The 22,011-nt window shown below is 65.1% G+C and carries 19 protein-coding genes; 8 read left to right on the top strand and 11 right to left on the bottom strand.

Translation table 11 applies throughout. The features are described from left to right. Nucleotides 1–6: 6 nt before the first annotated feature. Both ACPUD7_RS16495 and ACPUD7_RS16490 read right to left on the bottom strand, forming a co-directional pair. Nucleotides 7–1,359 (bottom strand): D-serine ammonia-lyase, encoded by a 1,353-nt coding sequence (locus ACPUD7_RS16495; RefSeq protein ID WP_425120517.1) that lies wholly within the window; start codon nt 1,357–1,359, stop codon nt 7–9. Nucleotides 1,360–1,391: 32 nt separating this feature from the next. Continuing rightward, nucleotides 1,392–2,366 carry an ABC transporter substrate-binding protein gene (locus tag ACPUD7_RS16490; protein ID WP_425120516.1) on the bottom strand — a complete coding sequence of 325 codons (975 nt, stop codon included), beginning with the start codon at nt 2,364–2,366 and terminating at the stop codon, nt 1,392–1,394. A 298-nt stretch (nt 2,367–2,664) separates the two neighbouring features. On the opposite strand from ACPUD7_RS16490, the gene ACPUD7_RS16485 reads away from it, so the two are divergent. Further along, a complete protein-coding gene (locus ACPUD7_RS16485) occupies nt 2,665–3,684 on the top strand; it encodes a siderophore-interacting protein (protein WP_135537761.1) in 1,020 nt (339 codons plus the stop codon). 28 nt (nt 3,685–3,712) lie between these two features. Here ACPUD7_RS16485 and ACPUD7_RS16480 read toward each other — a convergent pair whose 3' ends face one another. Beyond that, entirely contained in the window at nt 3,713–5,161 is a 1,449-nt protein-coding gene (locus ACPUD7_RS16480) for an FAD-binding oxidoreductase (protein ID WP_135537760.1), read from the bottom strand. A 97-nt stretch (nt 5,162–5,258) separates the two neighbouring features. After that, on the bottom strand, nt 5,259–6,623 hold the full coding sequence (locus ACPUD7_RS16475) for an MFS transporter (protein ID WP_135537759.1): 1,365 nt from the start codon (nt 6,621–6,623) through the stop codon (nt 5,259–5,261). 159 nt (nt 6,624–6,782) lie between these two features. Here ACPUD7_RS16475 and ACPUD7_RS16470 point away from each other — a divergent pair, with 159 nt between their 5' ends. Further along, nucleotides 6,783–7,808, top strand: coding sequence for a DUF2332 domain-containing protein (locus ACPUD7_RS16470; protein ID WP_425120515.1), 1,026 nt, complete (start codon nt 6,783–6,785; stop codon nt 7,806–7,808). 98 nt (nt 7,809–7,906) lie between these two features. Here ACPUD7_RS16470 and ACPUD7_RS16465 read toward each other — a convergent pair whose 3' ends face one another. Next, on the bottom strand, nt 7,907–9,091 hold the full coding sequence (locus tag ACPUD7_RS16465) for a PucR family transcriptional regulator (RefSeq protein WP_425120514.1): 1,185 nt from the start codon (nt 9,089–9,091) through the stop codon (nt 7,907–7,909). Between the two features lie 218 nt (nt 9,092–9,309). Between ACPUD7_RS16465 and ACPUD7_RS16460 the strand changes: the two genes are divergently transcribed. The 3 genes from ACPUD7_RS16460 to ACPUD7_RS16450 all read left to right on the top strand — a co-directional run bounded on the left by ACPUD7_RS16460 (nt 9,310) and on the right by ACPUD7_RS16450 (nt 13,769). Further along, nucleotides 9,310–10,641: an MFS transporter gene (locus ACPUD7_RS16460; RefSeq protein ID WP_425120513.1), complete on the top strand. Its 1,332-nt coding sequence runs from the start codon at nt 9,310–9,312 to the stop codon at nt 10,639–10,641. Between the two features lie 74 nt (nt 10,642–10,715). Further along, nucleotides 10,716–12,410: a thiamine pyrophosphate-dependent enzyme gene (locus tag ACPUD7_RS16455; protein ID WP_425120512.1), complete on the top strand. Its 1,695-nt coding sequence runs from the start codon at nt 10,716–10,718 to the stop codon at nt 12,408–12,410. 93 nt (nt 12,411–12,503) lie between these two features. Then, on the top strand, nt 12,504–13,769 hold the full coding sequence (locus tag ACPUD7_RS16450) for a M20 family metallo-hydrolase (protein ID WP_135537756.1): 1,266 nt from the start codon (nt 12,504–12,506) through the stop codon (nt 13,767–13,769). A gap of 60 nt (nt 13,770–13,829) precedes the next feature. Here the strand turns inward: ACPUD7_RS16450 and ACPUD7_RS16445 are convergent, their stop codons facing one another. Next, the gene (locus ACPUD7_RS16445) at nt 13,830–14,369 is read right to left on the bottom strand and encodes a hypothetical protein (RefSeq protein WP_135537755.1); all 540 of its coding nucleotides are present in this window, start codon (nt 14,367–14,369) and stop codon (nt 13,830–13,832) included. A 259-nt stretch (nt 14,370–14,628) separates the two neighbouring features. Further along, nucleotides 14,629–16,002, bottom strand: a complete 1,374-nt coding sequence (locus ACPUD7_RS16440) for a replication-associated recombination protein A (protein ID WP_425120511.1) — start codon at nt 16,000–16,002, stop codon at nt 14,629–14,631. A gap of 190 nt (nt 16,003–16,192) precedes the next feature. Here ACPUD7_RS16440 and ACPUD7_RS16435 point away from each other — a divergent pair, with 190 nt between their 5' ends. Further along, entirely contained in the window at nt 16,193–16,534 is a 342-nt protein-coding gene (locus ACPUD7_RS16435) for a cupin (protein ID WP_135537753.1), read from the top strand. A gap of 15 nt (nt 16,535–16,549) precedes the next feature. Beyond that, entirely contained in the window at nt 16,550–17,422 is an 873-nt protein-coding gene (locus tag ACPUD7_RS16430) for an aminoglycoside adenylyltransferase domain-containing protein (protein ID WP_425120510.1), read from the top strand. Nucleotides 17,423–17,460: 38 nt separating this feature from the next. On the opposite strand, the gene ACPUD7_RS16425 is transcribed toward ACPUD7_RS16430, so the two are convergent. From ACPUD7_RS16425 to ACPUD7_RS16410, 4 genes are all read right to left on the bottom strand, one after another. Beyond that, nucleotides 17,461–18,039, bottom strand: coding sequence for a PIN domain-containing protein (locus ACPUD7_RS16425; RefSeq protein ID WP_135537751.1), 579 nt, complete (start codon nt 18,037–18,039; stop codon nt 17,461–17,463). A 54-nt stretch (nt 18,040–18,093) separates the two neighbouring features. Continuing rightward, nucleotides 18,094–18,531, bottom strand: coding sequence for a helix-turn-helix domain-containing protein (locus ACPUD7_RS16420; protein WP_135537750.1), 438 nt, complete (start codon nt 18,529–18,531; stop codon nt 18,094–18,096). Between the two features lie 439 nt (nt 18,532–18,970). Then, complete coding sequence (locus tag ACPUD7_RS16415) at nt 18,971–19,405, bottom strand: PaaI family thioesterase (protein WP_167854337.1); 435 nt, start codon at nt 19,403–19,405, stop codon at nt 18,971–18,973. A 121-nt stretch (nt 19,406–19,526) separates the two neighbouring features. Beyond that, entirely contained in the window at nt 19,527–20,153 is a 627-nt protein-coding gene (locus ACPUD7_RS16410; RefSeq protein WP_425120509.1) for a transcriptional regulator, read from the bottom strand. Nucleotides 20,154–20,412: 259 nt separating this feature from the next. Here ACPUD7_RS16410 and istA point away from each other — a divergent pair, with 259 nt between their 5' ends. Beyond that, nucleotides 20,413–21,873, top strand: a complete 1,461-nt coding sequence (gene istA / locus ACPUD7_RS16405; protein WP_135542790.1) for an IS21 family transposase — start codon at nt 20,413–20,415, stop codon at nt 21,871–21,873. Nucleotides 21,874–22,011: the final 138 nt, after the last annotated feature.

Raw genomic sequence — 22,011 nt, 5'->3', positions numbered from 1 at the left:
CGAACCTCAGTCGACGAATATCGCCGAGGTGTCGCCGATCCTCTCCACCAGCCCTCGTCCTTCTTCGACATAGGCAGCCCGCTCTCCCTCGGGAACCATCGCCCCGCCGGTGAGCCACACCAGGTGGACGCCCGCCGGAGACTCAGCCGCCGCATCACCCATCCGCCACGGAATGGTCAGCCCGGCGGTTGCCGAGGGTTCGACGTCGATGCCCTCGGTCTCGTGGAGCACACCGACTCCGGCTCGGATGACTTCGTCGGGGACCGCGGCGAAACCGGAGATCAGCGGCCCGATCGTCGGTCCGATGAATCGTGAGGGCCGGGCGACGGCCAGTCCGTCGGCGGCGGTGGCTCCGGAGAGTCCGATGTCCTGAACGGAGATGTCGCTGTGCCGACCGGTGCGTACACCGAGGAACATCGCCGGTGCCTGGCTCGGTTCGACGAAGACACAGCGCACCGCAGCTCCGAAGACGCGCTTAAGCCCGAACGTCACTCCCCCGGGCCCTCCGCCGATTCCGCACGGCAGGTAGACGGTGAGCGGATTCTGCTCATCGATGGTCACCCCCGCGGCGTCGAACTGGCGTCTGATCCGCAGTGCGGCCACCGAGTACCCGGCGAAGAGGCTCATCGAGTCCTCGTCGTCGACGAAGTGGGTGTTCGCGGCGGCTTCCGCCGAGGCGCGTCCGGCCTCCACGGCTTCGACGAAGTCCCCGGCGTGTTCGATGACGTCGACTCCGTGGTCGCGCAGCATCGTCTTCTTCCATTCGCGGGCGTCGGCGGACATGTGCACGGAGGCGGCGAATCCCAGCCGTGCGCTGAGGATTCCGATCGACAGTCCGAGGTTGCCCGTCGAGCCGACGACGATCCGGTGGTCTGCGGCGATCTCCCGGAACTGCGGGCTCGAGTAGGTGGCGGGATCATGAGCGTCGAGGCCGTGGTCGGCGGCGACCGCCTCGGCGAATTCGAGCACCTCGTGGAAACCGCCACGCGCCTTGATCGACCCGCTCACCGGCAGAGAGTCATCACGCTTGAGCCACAGCTGACCGGAGAGTTCGGTTCCGAAGAGCGCGTCGAGTCGCTCCTGCGCCGAGGCGGCCCGCACGAGCGGCGATTCGATCAGTCCGCCGCGGGCCTCGGGGAATGCCGATGCGAGTTCGACGGGGACCGTTGCCGTTTCCGGGAAGGTCTCGGCGAACCAAGGGGCGAAGCGGTCGAACCGGGCCGCCGCGGAATCCATGACGTCGGCGAGATCGGGCAGGGCCGCCTCGGCGGGGGTTCGCCGGACCCATGTGGTCGCCTGGGCTGATGCCAAGGATCGGATGACGTCGTCGTCGCGAAGATCGGTGGGAAGTTCAGTCATGCCCTGATCGTAGCCGGACTTTCGGGCAAGGATCAGACGATCTTCTTCGCATCCTCGAGCACGTCGGCGAGTTCGTTCAGCCAGGTCACGTAGCCGTCATAGGTGTAGGCGCGTTTGTCGTCCCAGGTGCCCAGCTGTCCGGCCTTGACGGCAGGCAGCCGTCGGTAGACGGGATTGTCCTCGTAGTCGGCCGACGCGTCGTGGACGAGGAGGACGTCGGCCGGATAGTCGGAGATCTTCTCCCAGGACACTTCAGCCCAGGCGCTGTCGGCCGGGGATTCGGGCCCGACGAGGGTGAGTCCGTCCTCGCTGAGCATCTGCGCGATCCCCAGCGAGGTTGAGGCGTAGTTGATCTCGGCGCTGAAGTTCGCGAGCAGCACGGTCAGCGAATCATTGTCCTCGGCGACGGTGCGGATGCGTTTGCGCGCCTTTTCGAAGGCCTTGCGGTCCTCGGCGACGGCACCGGATTCCGTGTCTTTGCCCAGTGCCTCTGCGATCGCGGCGTATTGGGCGAACATCGCATCCGGACTCTGCTCGCTCAGCTTGACGGGAACGAAGTCGACGAGGTCGTTGACCTGGTCATTGACCTTGTCGTCCCACCAGGTCCAGCCGTCGCCCTCGTCATTGCCGTAGGCGACGAGGATGTCCGGCTCGGTCAGCGCAAGGGCTTCGATATCGAGTTCCATCTCGGTGCCGACGACCTCGACTCCGGTGGAGTCGAAGGCCTTCCCCGGTGATTCGTTCTGCCCGAATCCGAAGACCGCGACCGGGGTGATCCCGTACTGTGCCAGACCGGCCGCGGAGTAGAAGTCCGCGGCGATGCGCTTGGCCGGACGGTCGAGTTCGATCGTCAGCCCGTCATACCCCTCGGGCGAGTAGCGGAAGTTCTGTTCCGTGCCGCCGCCTCCGGAGGCCGCAGACGGCGCGTCGTCGGTCGTCGAACCGTCGCAGGCGACGAGGGCGAACGGGGCGAGGACGGAGAGGGCAAGAAGCTGACGACGACGCATCGAGAGCCTTTCGGTGAGCGTCCCGGCGAGGACGGATCGGGCACGTCCCCGCGGGGACGTTGGACGAGGTGGAACGGTGGAAGTGCTGGTCGGCGCGCTGCTCAGCCGGCCTGGCTGATGAGGCCTGAGGCGACGCCGGGACCACCGTAACACTATTTGGAAAGGCTAGCCTTACTGAATTAGAGTAGAGCAGTGTTGTGGATGTTCGCACGTCCTCGACAGCTGCACACACGAACAGAACGCGTCCCCGCGGGGACGCACCCAAGACCCTGTGGTCGTGGGATGCGAAGGAGAATCAGTGTCACGAGCCCCCATCGGTGCTTTCGAAGCAGAGGTCGTCGCCGTCGAAGACCTCAGCCCGTCTTTCCGTCGGGTGACATTCGGGGGTGCGGGACTCGAGGAATTCGGTCCGAACACGCACCCTCGTGACCTGCGGATCAAACTCGTCATCCCTCCGGCAGGAGCGGCCACACCGCAGTTCGACCTGCCCGCGTTCCTCACCGAGCAGGAAGCTGCCGGTGTCTCCTGGTACCGAGCCTGGCTGCAGGTCGATCCCGAGGTTCGCGGCGCGATGCGCACCTACACGGTGCGGGACTGGAACGATGCCGACCGCAGACTCGTCATCGACATGGTCCTCCACACCGATGAGCACGGTCATTCGGGCCCGGCGGCTCAGTGGGCCGAATCCGCCGAGGTGGGGCACAGTCTCCACATCATCGGCCCCTCCCGTGCCTCGGAGACCCCGTGCGCCGGAATCGAGTTCGCCCCCGGCGATGCCCACCAGATCCTGCTCGCCGGCGACGAAACCGCCGTGCCCGCGATCGCCTCGATCCTCGATTCGCTCAAGGACAGTCAGGCCCAAGGCAAGGCCGTGCTCGAGGTCCCGAGAGCCGAGGACATCATCGACATGACCGCTCCCGCCGGCTTCGAGATCGAATGGCTGCCGCGCGGCAACGCCGATTTCGGACAGCTGCTCGAACCCGCCGTCCGTGAGGCGGTGCGTTCGGAGACCCGGATCCCCGCCGAAGTGGGGGCCGGATCGGCAGGGTCGGCCGGCGGGCCGCATGGTCAGGTGCGGGAACTCGATGATGTCAACATCGACGAGGAGATCCTCTGGGATGTTCCCGCGGCCCTCACCGAGGCGGCCCAGGACAGTTCGAGTGCGACGGAGAAGGACACCCGTCCCTTCTATGCCTGGATCGCCGGAGAGGCCGGGCCGGTCAAGCGTCTGCGCCGCTACCTCGTCCAGGAGGTCGGGGTCGACCGCAAGCAGATCGCCTTCATGGGCTACTGGCGGCAGGGCAAGGCCGAGGGCTGAGCACTCGGCCCCTCAGCAGACAGCGCGCTCAGATCTCGGCGAGCATCTTTCCGGGGTTGAGGATGCCCTGCGGGTCGAGGGCGTTCTTCACGGCCAGCTGGATCCGTCGTGATCCTTCGTCGAGTTCGTTCGGCAGCCACGCGCGTTTGAGGAAGCCGACCCCGTGCTCTCCGGTGATCGTTCCACCGAGCTCGAGGCCGACGCGCATGATCTCTTCGAACACCTCTTCGGCCTTCGCCGTCTCGGCCGCATCCGCAGAGTCGAAGAACACCGACGGGTGCATATTGCCGTCACCGGCATGAGCGACGAGCGCGATCTCGAGTCCGGAGGATGCCCGCAGCTCGGCCAGCCGGTCGCAGAATTCGGGAACGGCCGTGCGCGGCAGGCACACATCGTCGAGCAGCTGCCCACCGCCGTGGGCGTTCGCGAACTTCTCGTAGGCCGGCTGGATCATCCGCCTGGCGGTGATGAGGGCCGCGGAGTCCGTCGGGTCGTCGGAGTACGCGACGTCGAGGGCACCGCAGCGCTGAGCCACCTCGGTGAAGGTCGACATCGCGGCTTCCGCATCCGTCGGGTTGTCGTCGACCTGCATGATGAGCATCGCCCCGGCATCGCCGTCGAGACCGAAGTCGCCGTAGTCGTTGAGCATGCGCAGGCTTGCCCCGTCGAGGAACTCGAACAGACTCGGCACCCCTCCTCCGGCCACGAAGTCGGCGACGGTCTGCAGTCCGCTGCGCTCATCGGGGAATGTCGCAATCGCGGTGAACGGATCAGGCAGAGCGGGCACCAGGCGCAGGGTCGCCTCGACGACGATGCCCAAGGTGCCTTCGGAGCCGATGAAGAGGTGGCGCATATCGAGTCCGGCCACGCCCTTCGCCGTCTGCGGGCCGAGCGTCGTGATGCTCCCGTCGGCGAGAACGACCTTGAGCGACCGGACGTAATCCCTGGTCACACCGTATTTCACGCAACACAGGCCGCCTGCGTTCGTGGCGATGTTCCCACCGATCGACGACAGCGCGACCGATCCGGGATCGGGCGGGTAGGACAGCCCGTACGGGGCCAGGTGATCCTTGAGGTCCTGGTTGATGATGCCCGGCTGGACGGTGACGAGTCGTTCGGCCTCGTTGACGGCCACGACGTCCTTCATCTTCGATACGTTGAGCAGGATCGCCCCGGGTGAGGCGTTCGCTCCGCCGGAGATTCCGGACCGTGCGCCCTGCGGGACGACGGGGACCCGATGTTCGCCGGCGAAGCGCATGACTTCCTGGACATCCCCCGCCGAGGCGGCCCTGACCAGGGCGATCGCACCCTCGCGTGGACAGAACAGGGCTTCGTCACTGGAGTGGGCGTCGATGACGTCGGGGTCGGTCGTCAGTGCGCCCGGGCTCAGACGGGCGGCGAGGTCAGCGAGCACGGCCGGATCAAGAGTGGGGAAGTCGGTGGTCGGGTTCGCGGCTGCGGTCGGAAGGGTCGACATGCGTGCTCCTCGGTTCATCGGTGGCGGCAGCGAAGGTCGGCGTCGCAACGTCGCGGTCGTCCGCCTCGGCGATGGGTGTCGACGGTCGTGCAGCCTTCTACTTGAGCTTCGCCTCCAGGCTATCGGGCGCCGGTGCCGCCTTGAGGATGAGGGTCACAATGCCGGCGGTGACCATCGCGGCGCCGACGACCCACATCCCCGCGTTCTGGGTCCCGGTGAGGTCGGCGAGCCAGCCCGTGATGTAGGGGGCGAAGAATCCGGCCGAGTTGCCCAGTGAGTTGATGAGCGCAAGACCGGCGGCGGCTCCGGCACCAGCGAGGAAGGTCTGCGGCAGCGGCCAGAACGTCGGCAGGGCCGCACAGATCGCCATGCACGTGATCGTCACTGCGATCATCGTGGTGAACGGTGAGGACAGGTAGAGCGCGATCGGGATCGTCACACCGCCGATGAAGAGCGGGAGGGCCACGTGCCAGACCCGTTCGCCGCTGCGGTCGCCGTGGCGGGACCAGAAGTACATGGCCAGAGCACCGAAGATATAGGGGATGGCGGTGATCAAGCCGATCTCAACGATCGAGTATTCGACGCCGAAGGTCGCCTGGAACCCGGAGATGATCGTCGGCAGGAAGAAGCTCATCGCATAGAGGCCGTAGACCATGCCGAAGTAGACGAAGGACAGGGCCCACACACGCGGTTGGAGGAGGGAGCGGCGGACCGGGTAGTGGAAGGTCTGCTCCTTGTCCTTCTCCTCGGCGTCCATGGTCGCCTGCAGCCAGTTGCGCTCTTCGACAGTCAGCCATTTGGCATCGCGGGGACGATCGGTGAGGTAGACGATGCACATGATGCCCAACAGCACCGCCGGGACGCCTTCGATGATGAACATGAAGCGCCAACCGGCGAAGCTGTCGAACATGGCATTGCCGCTCGAGATCAGCCAGGACGACAGCGGCGATCCGACGACGCTGGACAGGGGGATCGCGAGCATGAACAGCGCAGTCGCCCGGGCACGCATCGTGGTCGGGAACCAGTAGGTGAGGTAGAGGATGACACCGGGGAAGAATCCCGCCTCGGCGATTCCGAGGAGGAACCGCAGCACATAGAGCCAGCCGTGGTTCGGCACGAACGCCATTGCGGCGGCGATGATCCCCCAGCTGATGAGGATGCGGGCGAGCCAGATGCGCGCCCCGAATCTGTGCAGCGCGAGGTTCGAGGGCACCTCGAGGATGAGGTAGCCGAAGAAGAACACGCCCGCGGCGAACCCGTACTGGGTGGCGTTCATCGCGAGGTCCTCATTCATTCCGCCGGGGCCGGCGATGCCGAGGTTCGTGCGGTCGAGGTAGTTGATGAAGTACATCGCGATGATGAACGGAATGAGCCGGATGAGGACCTTGCGCATGGTCCGCTTCTCCAACACGGTGCCGGACGGTGACTGTCCGGCTGCGGACGGGCTCACCTCGGATGACATAGGATCTCCTTCGATCTGGTCCGGCCACGGTGGTGGCTCGGGATTCGCCGCGATGACGGCTCTCTGCGCACTACGGCAACACATTACGACAGCTCGCCCGCCTCGCCTAGCGTTCGCGGCGGAAGTGCCGAATACCGGGACGACTGCGGACTACTACGATTGGAGCAGAGCGACAAGGGGGACACCATGCAGCCGATGACCGAACTCGATGCCGCGAGCCTGCGTGAGTACTACAGGAAGTTCGCTCTCCTGGAGGCCGCCGAGAGCTCTCCGATCTACACTCAGTGGGCTCGGGGCGTGGCCGAGGATGAGGTCATCATCGCTCGGCTCCTCGAGCTTCCTACACCGAAACGTCAGGCGAACCTGCTCTTCGCGGCGGCCCGCCACCTCGGCGCCGGAAATGGTGACTATTCGAGCCTGAGGGAATGGCTGCTGAAGAACTGGAGACCAACCCGCGAACTCATGCTTGCGCGTTCGACTCAGACGAACGAGGCGGGTCGCTGCGCTGTGCTCCTACCGGCCCTGGCTCAGCTCTCCGGCCCGCTGTCGCTCATCGAGGTCGGCGCCTCGGCCGGGCTGTGCCTGTATCCCGATCGGTACAGCTACACGTATCGCAGCGAGTCAGGCATCACCCGGTGCGACCCAGTCACCGGTCCGAGCAGCGTCACCTTGGACTGCGAGCTCAGACATGCCGCGCCCCCGACGCGTGTCCCCGAAGTCGCCTGGCGCGCCGGGATCGACCTCAATCCGATCGACATCGCCGATACTGACCAGCAGAAATGGCTGCAGTCGCTGATCTGGCCCGAGCACGACGAACGACGCGCTCGGCTGAGTGCCGCCGCGGAACTCGTCGCGGCGGATCCGCCGAGGCTGGTCCCCGGGGATCTGCTCGACACCGTCGAATCGCTGGCGGCCGAGGCTCCTGCGAACACGCAGACCGTCGTGTTCCACAGCGCCGTGCTCGCCTATGTCGAGCCCGCCGTACGCGAGCGGTTCGCCGCCCTCATGCGCGAGCGCGAGGACATCGTGTGGATCAGCAATGAGGGCGGTGGGGTGCTGCCTGACGTTCTCGCGCAGGTCAGCGACCTGGGCGTCCAGCCGGACGGTCGCTTCGTCCTTGCCGTCGACGGCAGGGCCACGGCACTGACCGGTCCACACGGGCAGAGCTATGAGGGGCTGATGTAGGGCAGAGCCCGTGCACTGCCTTCGGAAGGCACCCTGATGCATTCCTCAGCGCACTTTCCCACCTCGTTGAGTCCGTCATCGGTGATGGCCGGCTGTCCTCACGCCCAACCGACGACGAGGCGGGCCGCCTCGGCGGGGACCATCGGGTCGACTCCGGTGAGTTCGGCGAAACGGCGCAGACGATTGGCCACGGTGTTGCGGTGGCAGAACAGTTCGGTCGCACTGGCGCCGATGCTTCCCGAGGCCAGATAGGCCCGCACCGCTTCGATGAGGCGTTCGCGTTCGACCCGGCCGCAGTCGGCGAGCGCCGAATCGACATCGCCGAGGATCGGGTTGCCGGCAGCGTTGAGCGACCGGGCTGCCAGGCGCGCCCACCCGCGTCGCCATGTCATCGCCGAGGTCTCATCAGGGGCGATGACTTCGGCAAGATCGCGAGCCGTCAGTGCCGACCTCCGCAGGGCCCCGATACCCGCGGCCCGCACGTATCCCACCCGCGCCTCAGCGACCCGGCGTTCGAACGCCTCGCCGGGGCGACCGCGAGATTCCGAATCGCGGGTGAACGCAATGAGCACCTCGCCGAGGTGGTGCGTGAACATGGTCCCGCCCGCGCGGGCGTAATCGGAGATGAGCACGCGCAGCGCTCGCAGATCCTCCCCGGCCGCGGCGATGACCAACAGCGGTGAGTCCGCGTCGAGGCCGAGACCGGTCGCAATCGTCGATAGGCGCTCACTGGTCGGGTCGGGGTCGTCAAAGAGGCTGGCGATCAGTCCCGTCTGCACCGAATACTCTTCGGCGCGCATCCGCGCCAGCTCCGCCGTGTAGGCCTGCTGGACCTGGGAGACGTATTCGTCGACGGTGCTGAGCACGATGCCCGTGTGGCGGATGACGAGCTCGGCATCGTCCTGACTCGCCACCCGGGTGAGCACCTCCCAGAGCACATTGAAGTCGTGGCGGATCGCGGTCATCAGCGCCTCCAGAGGAATGCCCGCCCGGGCTCGCGAGACGCCGACCTCCGTCGAGATCGCCACCGGTCCATCGAAGCCGCCGGCCCGCAGTCCCTCGACCAAGGTGCTGAAGGAGAGCCGTCCGGTCCGGCGCAGCTCGGAGACGGGGATCGGCGCGGGGTCGTATCCGGAGACGGTGACAACGCGGGACATGAACCTCTCGGTCAACTCATCGAGGTCGAGCGCATCGAGAAGTTCGAGCCATCGCTGCTCGTCCCCGGGCGCCGGCCGGTCCCGCAGCTGCCGGTCGTCGACATTTCCCTCCTGCTCATTCACCACCTCTCAAGCATATGTGCATATGCACAAGTTGTGACCGATATTCGGCGGCAAATGCGCCTGGAGCACGGCATGTGGCACTCTGTAAGGTCGGTACCTGCCGGGCCAACGCAGCGTATGCCGGGGCACTCCTCCTGCATGCGCACGCGGCGCCCGGTGCCTCACCCGCACACAGATGCGGCCGAACCGGGCCGCATCCCCCGGACTCAACGGAGAGAACCATGAGCGAGCAGAACACCACGGCGGCCGCCGAGTTCAACGCCACCACTGAGCTGAGCATCAAGGATGCGAACAAGGTCGCCGCCGGGGCGCTGATCGGCACCGCCCTCGAGTGGTACGACTTCTTCCTCTTCAGCGCCGCGGCTGCCCTGATCTTCAATGTCCAGTACTTCACGAACGAGAACGCCACCGCCGCCGCTCTCGCGTCCTTCGCCACCTTCGGCGTCGGACTCGCAGCCCGCCCCATCGGCGGGCTGGTCTTCGGCCGGATGGGCGACAAGCTCGGGCGCCGTCGGGTCCTGCTCATCACGATCATCGGCATCGGCGTCGTCACCGGTCTCATCGGCCTGCTGCCGACCTACGCCGCCATCGGCTTCGCCGCCCCCGCCCTGCTCGTGCTGCTGCGCATCCTCCAGGGCCTCTTCGTCGGTGGCGAATGGTCGGGCGCGATGACGCTCGTCGTCGAGAACGCACCCCTGCACCTGCGCGCCCGCTACGCGGCGATCCCGCAGATCGGTTCCCCGATCGGCACCATCCTGTCCTCCGGCGGCTTCTTCATCATGACGCTCGTCTTCTCGCAGGACAACTTCAATTCCTTCGGCTGGAGGATCCCCTTCCTCATCGCCCTGCCCCTGCTCATCGTCGCCGTCTACCTCCGTTCTCGACTCGAGGAGTCGCCGGTCTTCCGTCAGCTCGAGGAGTCCGGCGAGGTCGAGAAGAGCCCGATCAGCACGACTCTGCGTGACAGCTGGAAGCAGGTCATCGTCGGTATGGCCGCAGCCCTCCTCGGCGTCGGCGGCTTCTACCTCGTCACCGCGTTCTGCGTCTGGTACGGCGTCAACATCCTCGGCTATGACGATTCGCTCCTGCTGCTGGGCAGCATGGTCGCGGCCTTCGTCGAGATCTTCGTCCTCATCTGGGGCGGAGCATTGGGGGCGAAGTACGGTGCCAGCAAGGTCGTCCTCTGGGGCGGAGTCGCCTCGGCGCTGGTCTCGGTCCCAGCGTTCCTGCTGTTCGTGACCGGTCAGCCGGTGCTCATCATCCTGGCCATGACCCTGGCGGTGGGCACCCTGTCGCTGCCCTACGCCGCCTCGGGGACCGTGATGACCGGCCTGTTCCCGGCCAACACCCGCTATACAGGCGTGGGAATGTCGCAGAACGCCGCCGGTATGCTCTCCGGATTCATTCCGCTGCTGGCCACCGGCTTCGTCGCCTCGGCGGGAGATCACTGGTGGCCGGCCGCCGCGATGCTCGCCTTCCTGTCGCTGTTCACCGCCTTCGCCGGAATCATCGCCCCGAAGCTGAGCGTCGACCTGCCGGGCTTCAAACACTGAGCCCGTCTCCGGACCCGCTCAACCGCACACCTGCCCGCCGGGGTCAGGTACCACCCCTCGAAAGGACAAACACCATGTCGCACTCGGCCGGCCACCTCATCGTCGACACCTTGGAGAACGCGGGGATCGAACGCGTCTATGCGGTCCCCGGCGAGTCCTACCTCGACGTCCTCGACGGCCTCTACGATTCCTCGGTCGAGACCATCGTGTGCCGTCAGGAGGGCGGGGCCGGGTTCATGGCCCTCACCGAGGCCCGACTGACTGGCCGCCCCGGAATCGCCATGGTCACCCGCGGGCCCGGGGCGGCGAACGCGATGATCGCCATCCACACCGCATGGCAGGATGCGACCGCACTCGTCCTCTTCGTCGGCCTCGTCCCGCTCACCGACCGAGCCCGCGAGTCCTTCCAGGAGTTCAGTCTGCCCGAGTGGTTCTCCTCGACGGCCAAACGTGTCATCACCATCGACGACGAGCACCGCGCCGGCGAACTCACCGCCGATGCCCTGCGCATCGCCGCGGCCGGCCGGCCCGGACCCGTCGTCGTCGGCCTGCCCGAAGACGTCCTCGTCCGCCTCACCGAATCGACCGCCCCGACCCTCGCCGAGGCGGCCCCACCGACACCGGCGACCGCTGAGATCGAATCGCTGAGGGCCCGTCTCGCCGCAGCGAAGCGTCCCGCCTTCGTCCTCGGCGGAGACGGTTGGCACTCGGGCTGCGGTGCCGACCTTGCGGCGTTCGCCGCCTCGGCGGGGATTCCGATCTTCTGCGACTGGCGGGCCTACGATGCGCTGCCGCACAGCTGCCCGGCGTGGGCCGGGTGGCTCGGCTATGGTCGCGCCGATGCGGTGGCCGCCGGTTTCGCCGAGGCCGACCTGCTCGTCTTCGTCGGCTGCACCCGCTCAGATGTGGCCAGCGACGGGTACACGATCGGGTTCGATGCCGAAACCGTGCTCGTGTCCCTCGACCCGGAGGCCACCCAGCATGCCGGACGTATCGACCAGCAGATCCTCGCCTCACCGCAGTCCTTCACCGAGGCGCTGACCGGCTTCGATGCCGCCGGTGCACGCGGCGAACGTTCGGATGAGTGGATGCGGGACCGCACGGAGGTGCAGTCCCGGTTCGCCGCTCACCGCGCCGACGCAGCGCCGGTTTCCGGGGTCGATCTCGGGGTGGCGTTCGGAATCCTCGACGACCGCCTCGGCGGGGAGGCGATGCTCACCTACGGGGCGGGAAATGCGACGATCTGGGGACACCGGTTCATCCGTCACAATCGGCCGGCCAGTCTCGTCGGTGCCCGCAACGGGGCGATGGGAAGCGCCGTGCCCGGCGCGGTCGCCGCGTCCCTGGCATTCCCGGACCGGCGCGCGGTCGCGATCTGCGGCGATGGGGATTTCCTCATGAATGGCCAAGAGATCGCCACGGCCTTCGCTCATGGGGCCCGACCGCTCATCATCGTCGTCGACAACGGCGTGTACGGAACGATCGTCTCCCACCAGGAGAACCACTATCCAGGCAGGCCCTCGGGCACACGGATGGTCAACCCGAACTTCGCAGAGTGGATGACGGCGTTCGATATGAGCAGCTCCGGGGCCGCCTCGCCGGGGGCTGATGCTTCGGTGTCCGGGCTGACCGGGCATGGCGAACGCGTCGAGACGACCGAAGATTTCGGGCCCGCGCTCGACCGAGCCCTGGCAGCGGAGGGCCCCGCGCTCATCCACGTGCTCATCGATCCGGCGACGATGCCGCCGGCGGCCGACGAGACCTCCTGACACCGACCCTGCCGACACCGCAGCCCTCTTCCGCATCCTTACCGCGACTCCGCGGGGCCCACCCGTGGCCGAACCATCTCGAAAGGACCCATCATGACCGTCACACCCTCTCTGATCAGCGCGGATCGTGAGGCCGAATTCCTCGCCGACTGGGCCGTCCACTCACGCTTCGGCGCGGTGGAGGGCACGAACGGTGTCGACCGGCAGGCGGCCAGCGCGGCCGATGGGCAGCAGCGGAAATGGTTCGAAGAGCTGCTGGTCGAGCACGGCTTCAGCGTGCATCGGGATGCGATCGGCAACCAGTTCGGGCTGCTCGAACTCGTGCCCGGTGCCCCCTATGTGCTCACGGGTTCGCATATGGATTCCCAACCCACGGCCGGTCGCTTCGACGGTGCCTACGGGGTGATGGCCTCGGCGCATGCCTGCTTCGCCGTCGCCGATGAACTGCGCGCGGACCCCTCGAAGGCGAGGTTCAATCTTGCCGTCGTCAACTGGTTCAACGAAGAGGGATCGCGGTTCAAGCCCTCGATGATGGGCAGCAATGTCTTCACCGGCAAGGCCGAACTCGAGTCCGCCCTGGCGACAACCGATGCGCAGGGAATCACCGTCGCCGAGGCGCTCGATGCCCTCGGCGAGCGAGGGGACTTCACCCTCCCCGAGATCGCCTCCTATGCGGAGATCCACGTTCAGCAGGGCCGCAGCATGGAGGAGGACGGGGTGACGATCGGGCTGGTGGGTGCCACGTGGGCGGCGCACAAGTACGAATTCGTCGTCACCGGTGCACAGGCCCACAGCGGGTCGACGCTCATGGACGACCGTCAGGATGCTCTGCTCGGAGCGGCGCGTCTCGTCGTGACCGCCCGTGAGCTCACCGAGGAATTCGAGCCCGGAGCCCTGCACACCGCGTGCGGTCAGCTCACCGTCTATCCGAATTCCCCGGTCGTCGTCGCCAGCGAGGTTCGCCTGCTGCTCGACCTGCGCTCTCCCAGCGCCGAGGTGATCGCCGCCGCTCATGAGTCCCTCATGGCCACGATCGCCACGGTGTGCGAGGAGGATCGGGTCGATATCGAGATCGTCGCCGAGCACAGTTGGGATCAGAACCCGTACTCCGAGGACGGGGTCGAGCTGGCCCGCACGGTCGCGGATGACCTGGGACTCACCTCGGCGCGGGTGATGACGGTGGCCGGGCATGACTCGACGAACATGAAGGATGCAGTGCCGACAGTCATGCTCTTCATCCCCAGCGTCGACGGGATCTCACACAGTCTGTCCGAGTTCACCAAGGACGAGGACCTCGTCTCCGGACTGCATCACCTCACCGAGGTGGTCCGGCGCCTCGCCGCCGGCGCGCTGGCCTGAGGCCGGGTCCGGGAGTGGCCCGGATGCGTGCCGGGTCCGGACACGGGCCGGGTGCGGGCCTCACTCGATGTCGTCGACGTCTTGGTTCTCGTCGACGAGCTGTTCGGCCAGCGGTTCCCATTTCGCGTAGGCGTCGGGGTAGGCCGAGGCCTGCACGTCCTGCGCGGCGGCACCCGGATCCTTGCTCTCCCAGCCGTCGATCTCGGTGAGACCCGGATTGGGGCTTTCAGGGTTGATTCCGTAGAAGGCCTTCGAGGAGTAGACCGGGTCGGTGACCTCATCGGTCGATCCCCAGTCCATGGAGGGCCGCTGTTGGAACGCTCCGGCGGAGTCCCTGTCTCCACCGTCGAGGTTCTGCAGGCTCGATTCCTGCAGTGCCGTCATCACGGCGATCGTCTGCGCGTCCTTCGACAGGTCCGCGCCCTTTCCGACGCCGATGATCGTGCGCGCATTGTCGATCTGTTCGGAGGTCAGCTCGTCGGGGTCGTCGATGCCTCCGGTCGGGTCGGCGGCAGCCGAGGTCGCCGTCGACAGGGAGACGCCTCCAGCGATGACGGCAGCGGAGAGTGCGGTCACCGCAAGTGTGCGTACACGATTCATCTGTTCTCACTTTCCTGTAGGTGTGGGCCGGCAGCCTGAAAGACCGTCCTCACTGTGATGGGCACAGCCGCGCCTGCTGCGTTCGGCACAGAAGGGGCTGGAAATGGCCCATCACAACCCTGTCGGACGCACCGCGCCGGTTCAATGCATAGAGACACATAGGTGGCTCAGTCTCCCTGCAACGAAACGTCAGTGAGGAGTGAACATGTGCGCCGAATTCGATGAGTGCCAAGCCGGTGTTCTCGACGCGGCATCGCGCTCAGTCCCCGTTGGATCCGCCTGTCGAGCGTGAACCGTCCGTCGAGCGCGGACCGTCATCGCCAGGGTCGGGACCATCACCTGCGGAGTCGTGGCGCAGTCGGGCCCAGCGGCGCATCCGTTCGGCGATGAGCCGTTCCTCGCCGCTGTCGGTCGGTTCGTAGAACGTCTGTCGCGGCATGTCGTCGGGGAAGTAGTTCTGGCCGGAGAAGCCCGCCTCGGTGTGCGGGTCGTATTCGTACCCCTCCCCGTATCCCAAGTCCTTCATCAGCTTCGTCGGAGCGTTGAGGATGTGAGCCGGGGGCATGAGCGAGCCGGACTGCTTGGCCGCGCGCATCGCCCGGTTCATCCCGCGATAGACGGCGATGGACTTCGGTGCGGTGGCCAGGTAGACGACGCATTGGGCGATCGCGAGTTCCCCTTCGGGTGAGCCGAGTCGTTCATAGACGTCCCATGCGGCCAGTGCCTGGTGGACGGCCTGCGGGTCGGCGATGGCGATGTCCTCGTTGGCGAAGCGGACGAGGCGCCGGGCGATGAAGAGCGGGTCCTCTCCCCCGTCGAGCATCCGCGCCAACCAGTACAGGGCCGCGTCGGGGTCGGAACCGCGCATCGACTTGTGCAGGGCGGAGATGAGGTTGTAATGCCCCTCTTGGGACTTGTCGTACTGCGGGGCGCGCTGCTGCACGAGCTGAGCCAGGCCCGCCGGATCGAGGGGCTCGTGCACGGTCGACAGCATCTCGATGAGGTTGAGCAGATAGCGTCCATCTCCGTCGGCCATGGCGAGGAGGGACTGCCGCGCCTGCGCATCCAGCGGCAGTGCGTTGCCGATCGCCTCTTCGGCTCGTTCGACGACCGTCGTCAGGGCGGTCTCATCGAGCCTCTTGAGCACGAACACCTGGCAGCGGGAGAGCAGTGCGCCGTTGAGCTCGAAGCTCGGGTTCTCGGTCGTCGCCCCGACGAGCACGATCGTCCCGTCTTCGACATACGGGAGGAAGGAATCCTGCTGGGCGCGGTTGAATCGGTGGATCTCGTCGACGAACAGCAGCGTGCCCTGTCCGACTTCGCGCCGCTTCTGCGCGGCGAGGAACACCTTCCGCAGATCGGCGACTCCGGAGAAGGTGGCCGACAGCGGCTCGAAGACGAGATCGGTTCCTTCGGCGAGGAGGCGGGCGATCGTCGTCTTCCCGCACCCGGGAGGCCCCCACAGCACCATAGAGGCGAGTCGGTGTTCGGAGACCATCCGTCCGATCGGGCTCTCCGGGGCGAGCAGATGCTCCTGGCCGACCACCTCGGCGAGAGTCGTCGGCCGCAGCCTGTCGGCCAGGGGGCGCGTGGACTCATCGGCCCCGAACAGTGCGGGCGAATCCTCACTCATCAGCTCATCTCCTTCCCAACCCGATGGAGACCAGATGCTCGGTGAGCGGATGTCCCTCGCCGATGCGTCCCACCGTACACATTCCCCTCGCGGTCGAACAGACCACCGAGTGACGATTGCGCTGCTCTCAGGTCCCCTGACGGGTCGGTCGGGTATCGTGGATCACATTCTGATGACACGGAGGACTGACGTGGCTGATCTCAAGAAACTCACCGACACCCATGTGGCCCAGGCACGGGACAACGAGAACGGGCGCAGTGCCGAACTCGTCGCTCACGATGGCGAGCTGCGCCAGACCGTGATCGCTCTGGCAGACGGAGTGCGACTTCCCGCTCACAACTCGCCTCCTGCCGCCAGCATCCAGGTGCTGAGCGGACGCATCCGGGTCGAACTCGGCGAGGAGATGCAGGGGGAGTTCGGGGCCGGCGAACTGTGGATCCTCACCCATGAGCGCCACTCGGTGCTGGCGCTGGAGGACTGCGCCTTCCTGCTGACCACGGTGACCAGCGTCGACAAACCCTCCTATTCCTGACAGCACCGTTGCCCCATGGCGATGACGTTGCCCACCGAGGTCTCCCGCGCGATCGAGTCGTATCTCGGGGTGGCCGACCGTCTGCTTCCCGGCGCGGTCATCGCGGCCGCAGTGGCCGGGTCGGTTGCCCTGGGGGCCTATCGACCGAATCGCAGTGATATCGACATCGTCGCCGTGATCGGTGATGACTGGCGGGATCGGCGTGATCTCATCGTCCGGCTGCGGCTTCTCCACCTCTCGCAGCTTCCGCGACTGGCTCTGCGCGCAGCACGTGGTCGGGGATTCAGCGCCTGCTGCAACGTCTCGTTCATCTGGCAATCCGACCTCACGCGGCCCGTCACCGGCATCCGTCCGATCGCTTCGCATACGGGTGAGATCTTCGAGGCGAACCGGGCGTTCGACGTCAACCCTGTCGTCTGGAAGGAACTCGTCGACGGCGGCATCGTCGTCCGCGGCCGCGCGTTCACCGAGTGGTGCCTCAACCCGGAACCGGATCGACTGCGTCCATGGGTCACGGACAATCTGCGAGAGTACTGGTCTCCCCTGGCGGCTCGGCTCCGCGCCCGGCCGCTACGGAGTGTTCGGGCTCTGGTCCGCCGCATTCTCACGTCCCCGCGGGGACTCGCCGCCAGCACCGTCGTGTGGTGCGTGCTCGGCCCCGCCCGCATGCACCACACGCTGATGACCGGCGAAATCATCGGCAAGGAGGAGGCAGGTCGCCGAGCCCTCGACACGTTCCCTCAGCATTCCCCCATCACCGAGGTGGCCCTGGCCAAGGTCCGCGGAGCGCGGATCCCGTCCGCACCGCCACATCGGCAGTGGAGGGAACTGACCGCCTCAGCAATGGAGGACATACTCATGAACGCACAGACCGCGGGCAAGAACTGATCCATTTACGTGATGATGTCGTTCTGCACTGACGAGATTCAATAGGCGGTTTGCGCTATGTTGCTCAATGCTTCACGAACGCGCAGTGCAAACTGCTGACATCCAGCCCTGTCAAGAGCCTCGTCCAGCTGTCGGAATTTCGGCTTGGATTTCCAGTACTCGAACTGGTCACGGACTATCGGGCGAAGGCATGAAGGCGCAGAATCGACCACGAGCATGAAGAAATCATCCGGAGAAATGACCTCATATGGCTGGGAATCCGGTGTAGTCGTGATTCCGGTCGGACGGTCGGACGTGACTACAAGGTCAGAGCGGGCTGCCAGCGCCGCCGCATGAACATGGTAATCATTTGGGTCTTCACCTGTGAACTCAACATTGCCCGGAAAGTCTTGTACCACCTCGTCGACACAAGCTCGTATGAGTTCGAGACGGTGACGAGTCCGATGCCCAGGCGCTTCGGGCTGTTCTTTGCGCATATTTGCCAGCACCTCGGCAAAAACATCCTCGGTCGAATGAAGTTGAAACATACCTTCGTTGGCCTGCCTCAAATGAAACATCCAATCAAGGAGGGTCTTACTAAAGAAGATGTTGGCATCGACAAACACTCGCTGGGGCATAGAAACAGACTAGCTGGAGTGGATACTCCCCCTCCAGCTAGTCAGTGATTCGTCTCAGTCAGTGAGGAACTCTTCGTGCTCCTCATCCAGCTGACGCAGTTCGTCGAAAGCAGACCGGCGAGCAGCCACATTACGCTCTCGAAGATCCAATACCTCGTCTCTGCTGAAACGCGTATGTGAGCCTTTCTTAAACGAACTGATTCGGCCTTCACCGACCCATTTCATCAGGGTCGGCCGTGAAATGCTGAGCAGATCCGCTGCTACTGTACTGGTCAGCTCCGTCGGAAGCTGCCCAATAGAAACGGAGCCCTGTTGCGCGATCAGCTTCAGAGCATGCAATAGTGTCCTCTGGATACTGGCCGGAAGTTCCGCCTCTTCTCCACCTGCGAAACGAAGCACAAGCGACGCTTCACTGGGTATGACAGTATCTTGGGCATCCTTCACAGTCTGATCGCTGATTGCAATTCGCTCGGAAGAAGCTAGTGCTGACATAGTCACCCCTTCCCGGGTTCACTTCTATATCTAGAGAACAACGATACCAACGTTTCACTTATAAGTGCAACTAGGCGATCAGTGACGCACTAGCCTGTCCACTTCGCGACGAAGTGGAGGCGCTTGTTGCCGAATTCGCCCATGCCGATCAGGCCGATCTCGCGGCCGAAGCGCGAGCGCTTGACTCCGCCGAATCAGATGATGACCTGCGCATCCTTGATGATCGCAACGCCGCCCGCCGGGGTCTCCGTGGCGATCATCGCCGACGAATGGTGTCGCAGTCCGGACCTCATCCGTCGGCTCCGAGCCCTCGACACGTTCCCTCAGCATTCTCCCATCACCGAGTTGGCCCTGGCCAAGGTCCGCGGACCGCGAATCCCGTCCGCACCGCCACATCGGCAGTGGAGGGAACTGACCGCCTCGGCGATGGAGGACATTATCACCGAGACGCTGCGGACCGATCCCGAAAGACCCGACTGTTGACCTGTCCGGTTGCCACCAGAGTCCCTTGCGCATCTGTGACGTGCACTTCGGTGAGAGTCGCCGAACGAGTCCGGTGCACAACCTTTCCCGTCGCAGTGAGGTCAGTTTTGGCCGCGCCGAGATAGTTCACCGTGAGATTTGCTGTAGCGCCACCGGAAGCGTTGTCATCGGGTGAGATTCCGGATGCCAAGGCGGCGGCTCCTGCGGTATCGATCAGAGTCGCGATGACGCCTCCGTGAAGGACTTGGGGTGTAGTCGTCAGTTCTTCGGAATACGGCATCGCGAGAGTGACGTGATCGATCTCCGCCGATTGCACCGAGATTGCGAGGGTCTGTGCGACGGGTGAGTGGAGGATGACATTCGTGATCCAGTGCTGTGCAAGCGAGTGCATGGTGGACATCCTTGATGGTTGAGGCGATGGCCGCCTTGGTCATCTAAGCGTTGTCCCTCTAGCGGCCGTTGTCGATAACCTCACAGGTCATTTATCCAGGAGCCAACAGGGGCCTCTGCCTTTATGACATGCCGAGAATGGCATTTCTGGTGGTCTCGTCGGCCGGGTAGAAGGCCTCGATGCGCAGTTCGTCGACGGTGACATCCATTGCTGACTCCACCGCGGCGGAGATGCTGAAGAAGCGCAGCTCTGCGCCACCGACTCTGAGTTCGAGTGGGACGACGACATCGGTGAGCACTGGACGACCGACGTCGTCACCTGGGTAGGCGGCCACTTCCGCCGCAAGCTCATGGAGCCGGGCATCACCATCACGTTCGGACCTGCTCTGTACCTGGGTGAGCAGGTGCGAGCGCCACTGGCCGAGGTTGGTGATACGAGGGGCCAGACCGTCAGGATGCAGGGTCAGCCGCAACGCGTTGATCGGGGGTTCAACCAGGTGAGCCGCACAGCCATGGAGCAGGAAGTCGGTCGCAGCGTTGCGGTCGACGACATCCCACCAGCGGTCCAGGAGGAGTGCGGGAAAGGGCAAGTGCGCATCCATGATCGACTGCAGTGCTCTGCTCACTGCCAGCGATTCGGGCGCGTCGAGTCCACGCTCGGGGTACGTCGGTGCCAGGCCTGCGGCATGCATCAGCTGATTGCGTTCGCGCAGCGGAACATCCAAATAGCCTGCGAGACGTTCGATCATGGTGCGCGACGGCTGTGACCGTCCCGTTGTGTGTGATCAACTTTAAGTAGGCCGGTTCAGCTCCAGAATCCAGCCAGTACAGCGGCTGGATTCCAGCCATAACAGCCCGTCTCTGCTTCTGTGCGCCACTCCCAGAAAACACAAAGTCATGGGCGTGGCCGCTCTCATCGATTAGGTTCCCAAACGAACACCCCGATCCCGTTGCAGCAGGATCGAACCGGGGTGTCAGAAGGGAACCAGAAAGACCATGACCACACCCATGACTACCATCGAAAATATCAGGCGCCTCGACGCCGAAGGAAGATCCGGACGCCAGATCGCCACCGATCTGGGCATCGATCGTGAAACCGTCGCGAAATACCTCAACCAAGACGACTTCTCTCCGCAACCACCAGCCCCGACCCGTCAGGCCGGTGCTGCCGTCCTGGCAGGACTGACCCACATCATCGAACAGTGGCTGACCGACGATGCCCGCCGTCCCCGTAAACAGCGCCACACATCCAAACGGGTCTACGACAGACTCGTCGCCGAACACGACTATCAAGGCTCCTACTCACCCGTGCAGCGCTTCATCAAGGACTACAAGACCATGCACCGGGCCCGCAGTCAGGGCTTCTTCGAACTCGAATGGGCACCCGGACACGCGCAAGTCGATTTCGGTCAGGCCGAAGCGATCGTCGACGGCATCCGTGAAGTCCTCCACCTGCTGGTCATTACGTTCCCGTTTTCGAATATGCGTTTCGCTCAGGCCTTCCGCGGAGAAACCAGCGAATGCATCGGCCAGGGCCTGGCCACGATCTTTCACCACATCAATACCGTGCCCGTCGAACTCATCCTCGATAACGCCACCGGTGCTGGCAGACGCTGTGGCACGATTATCACCGAAGCCAGACTCTTCGCCGCGTTCAAAGCCCACTATCGGACTACCGCCCGCTACTGCAGCCCCTATTCGGGGCATGAGAAAGGCAACGTCGAAAACGCTGTCGGATTCATCCGCCGCAACTTCATGGTCCCCGAACCCACCGCGGTCTCCCTGGCCGGTTTCAACACGGACCTTCTGGCCTACTGCGACGGACTCGGCTCCGAGGATCACTGGAAGAAGGGCCAGAAGATCCAGGACCTGTTCGCCCACGACATCGCCGCGGGACTCGCGTTGCCCGGGATCGCCTTCGACCCGGTTCGCTACGAATCGCGTAAGGCCGATAAGACCGGCACCATCGTCATCGATGGTCATTCCTACCTCGCCGGCCCCGACTACCACAACAGGCTGCTCACCGTCGCGATCCGTCACGATGCCATCAGCATCCTCAACGAACGATCTCAACCTGTCATCGGCTTCGACCGCGCCTGGGGCCAGCCGGGGCCGACCGTGTTCACTCCCGATACGCTTCTGGCCGCGTTGATGACCAAACCCGGAGCCTGGTCGAACTCACCAGTCCGTGCCCAGGTGTCCGACCCTGTCCGTGACTGGGCCGATGCTGCCGATAGTCGGGCTCGTTCCGAGTTCTTCGGCCGTCTCGATGCCAGTGCCCAAGCCACGTCTTGGAACACCGCCGTCGAGGCTGCTGACAGGCTCATCCGACTCGGCGATGACCCCACCGGCCCAGGACTGCCGATGCTGGCCAGACGCCTGTGTCAAGGCAGCGAACCACCAGCATCGAACGTCGATTTAAGCCTCTATGACCGTTTCACCACTACTCGGCAGGAACAACCAGCATGACCATCACGACCACAGACGTCATCGACGCGGGACGACACACCGGCATCAGCCATACCGTCGTCGCCGAAGCCGCCGCCAAAGCAACTCCGAAACAACGACAACTCCTCCACGACCTCTTCACCGCCGAACACGCCTCCC

Source organism: Brevibacterium sp. FAM 24630, assembly GCF_049804075.1.
GTDB lineage: Bacteria > Actinomycetota > Actinomycetes > Actinomycetales > Brevibacteriaceae > Brevibacterium.
The sequence above is the reverse complement of the archived record's forward strand: the minus strand, read 5'-3'. Positions and strand labels throughout refer to the sequence as shown.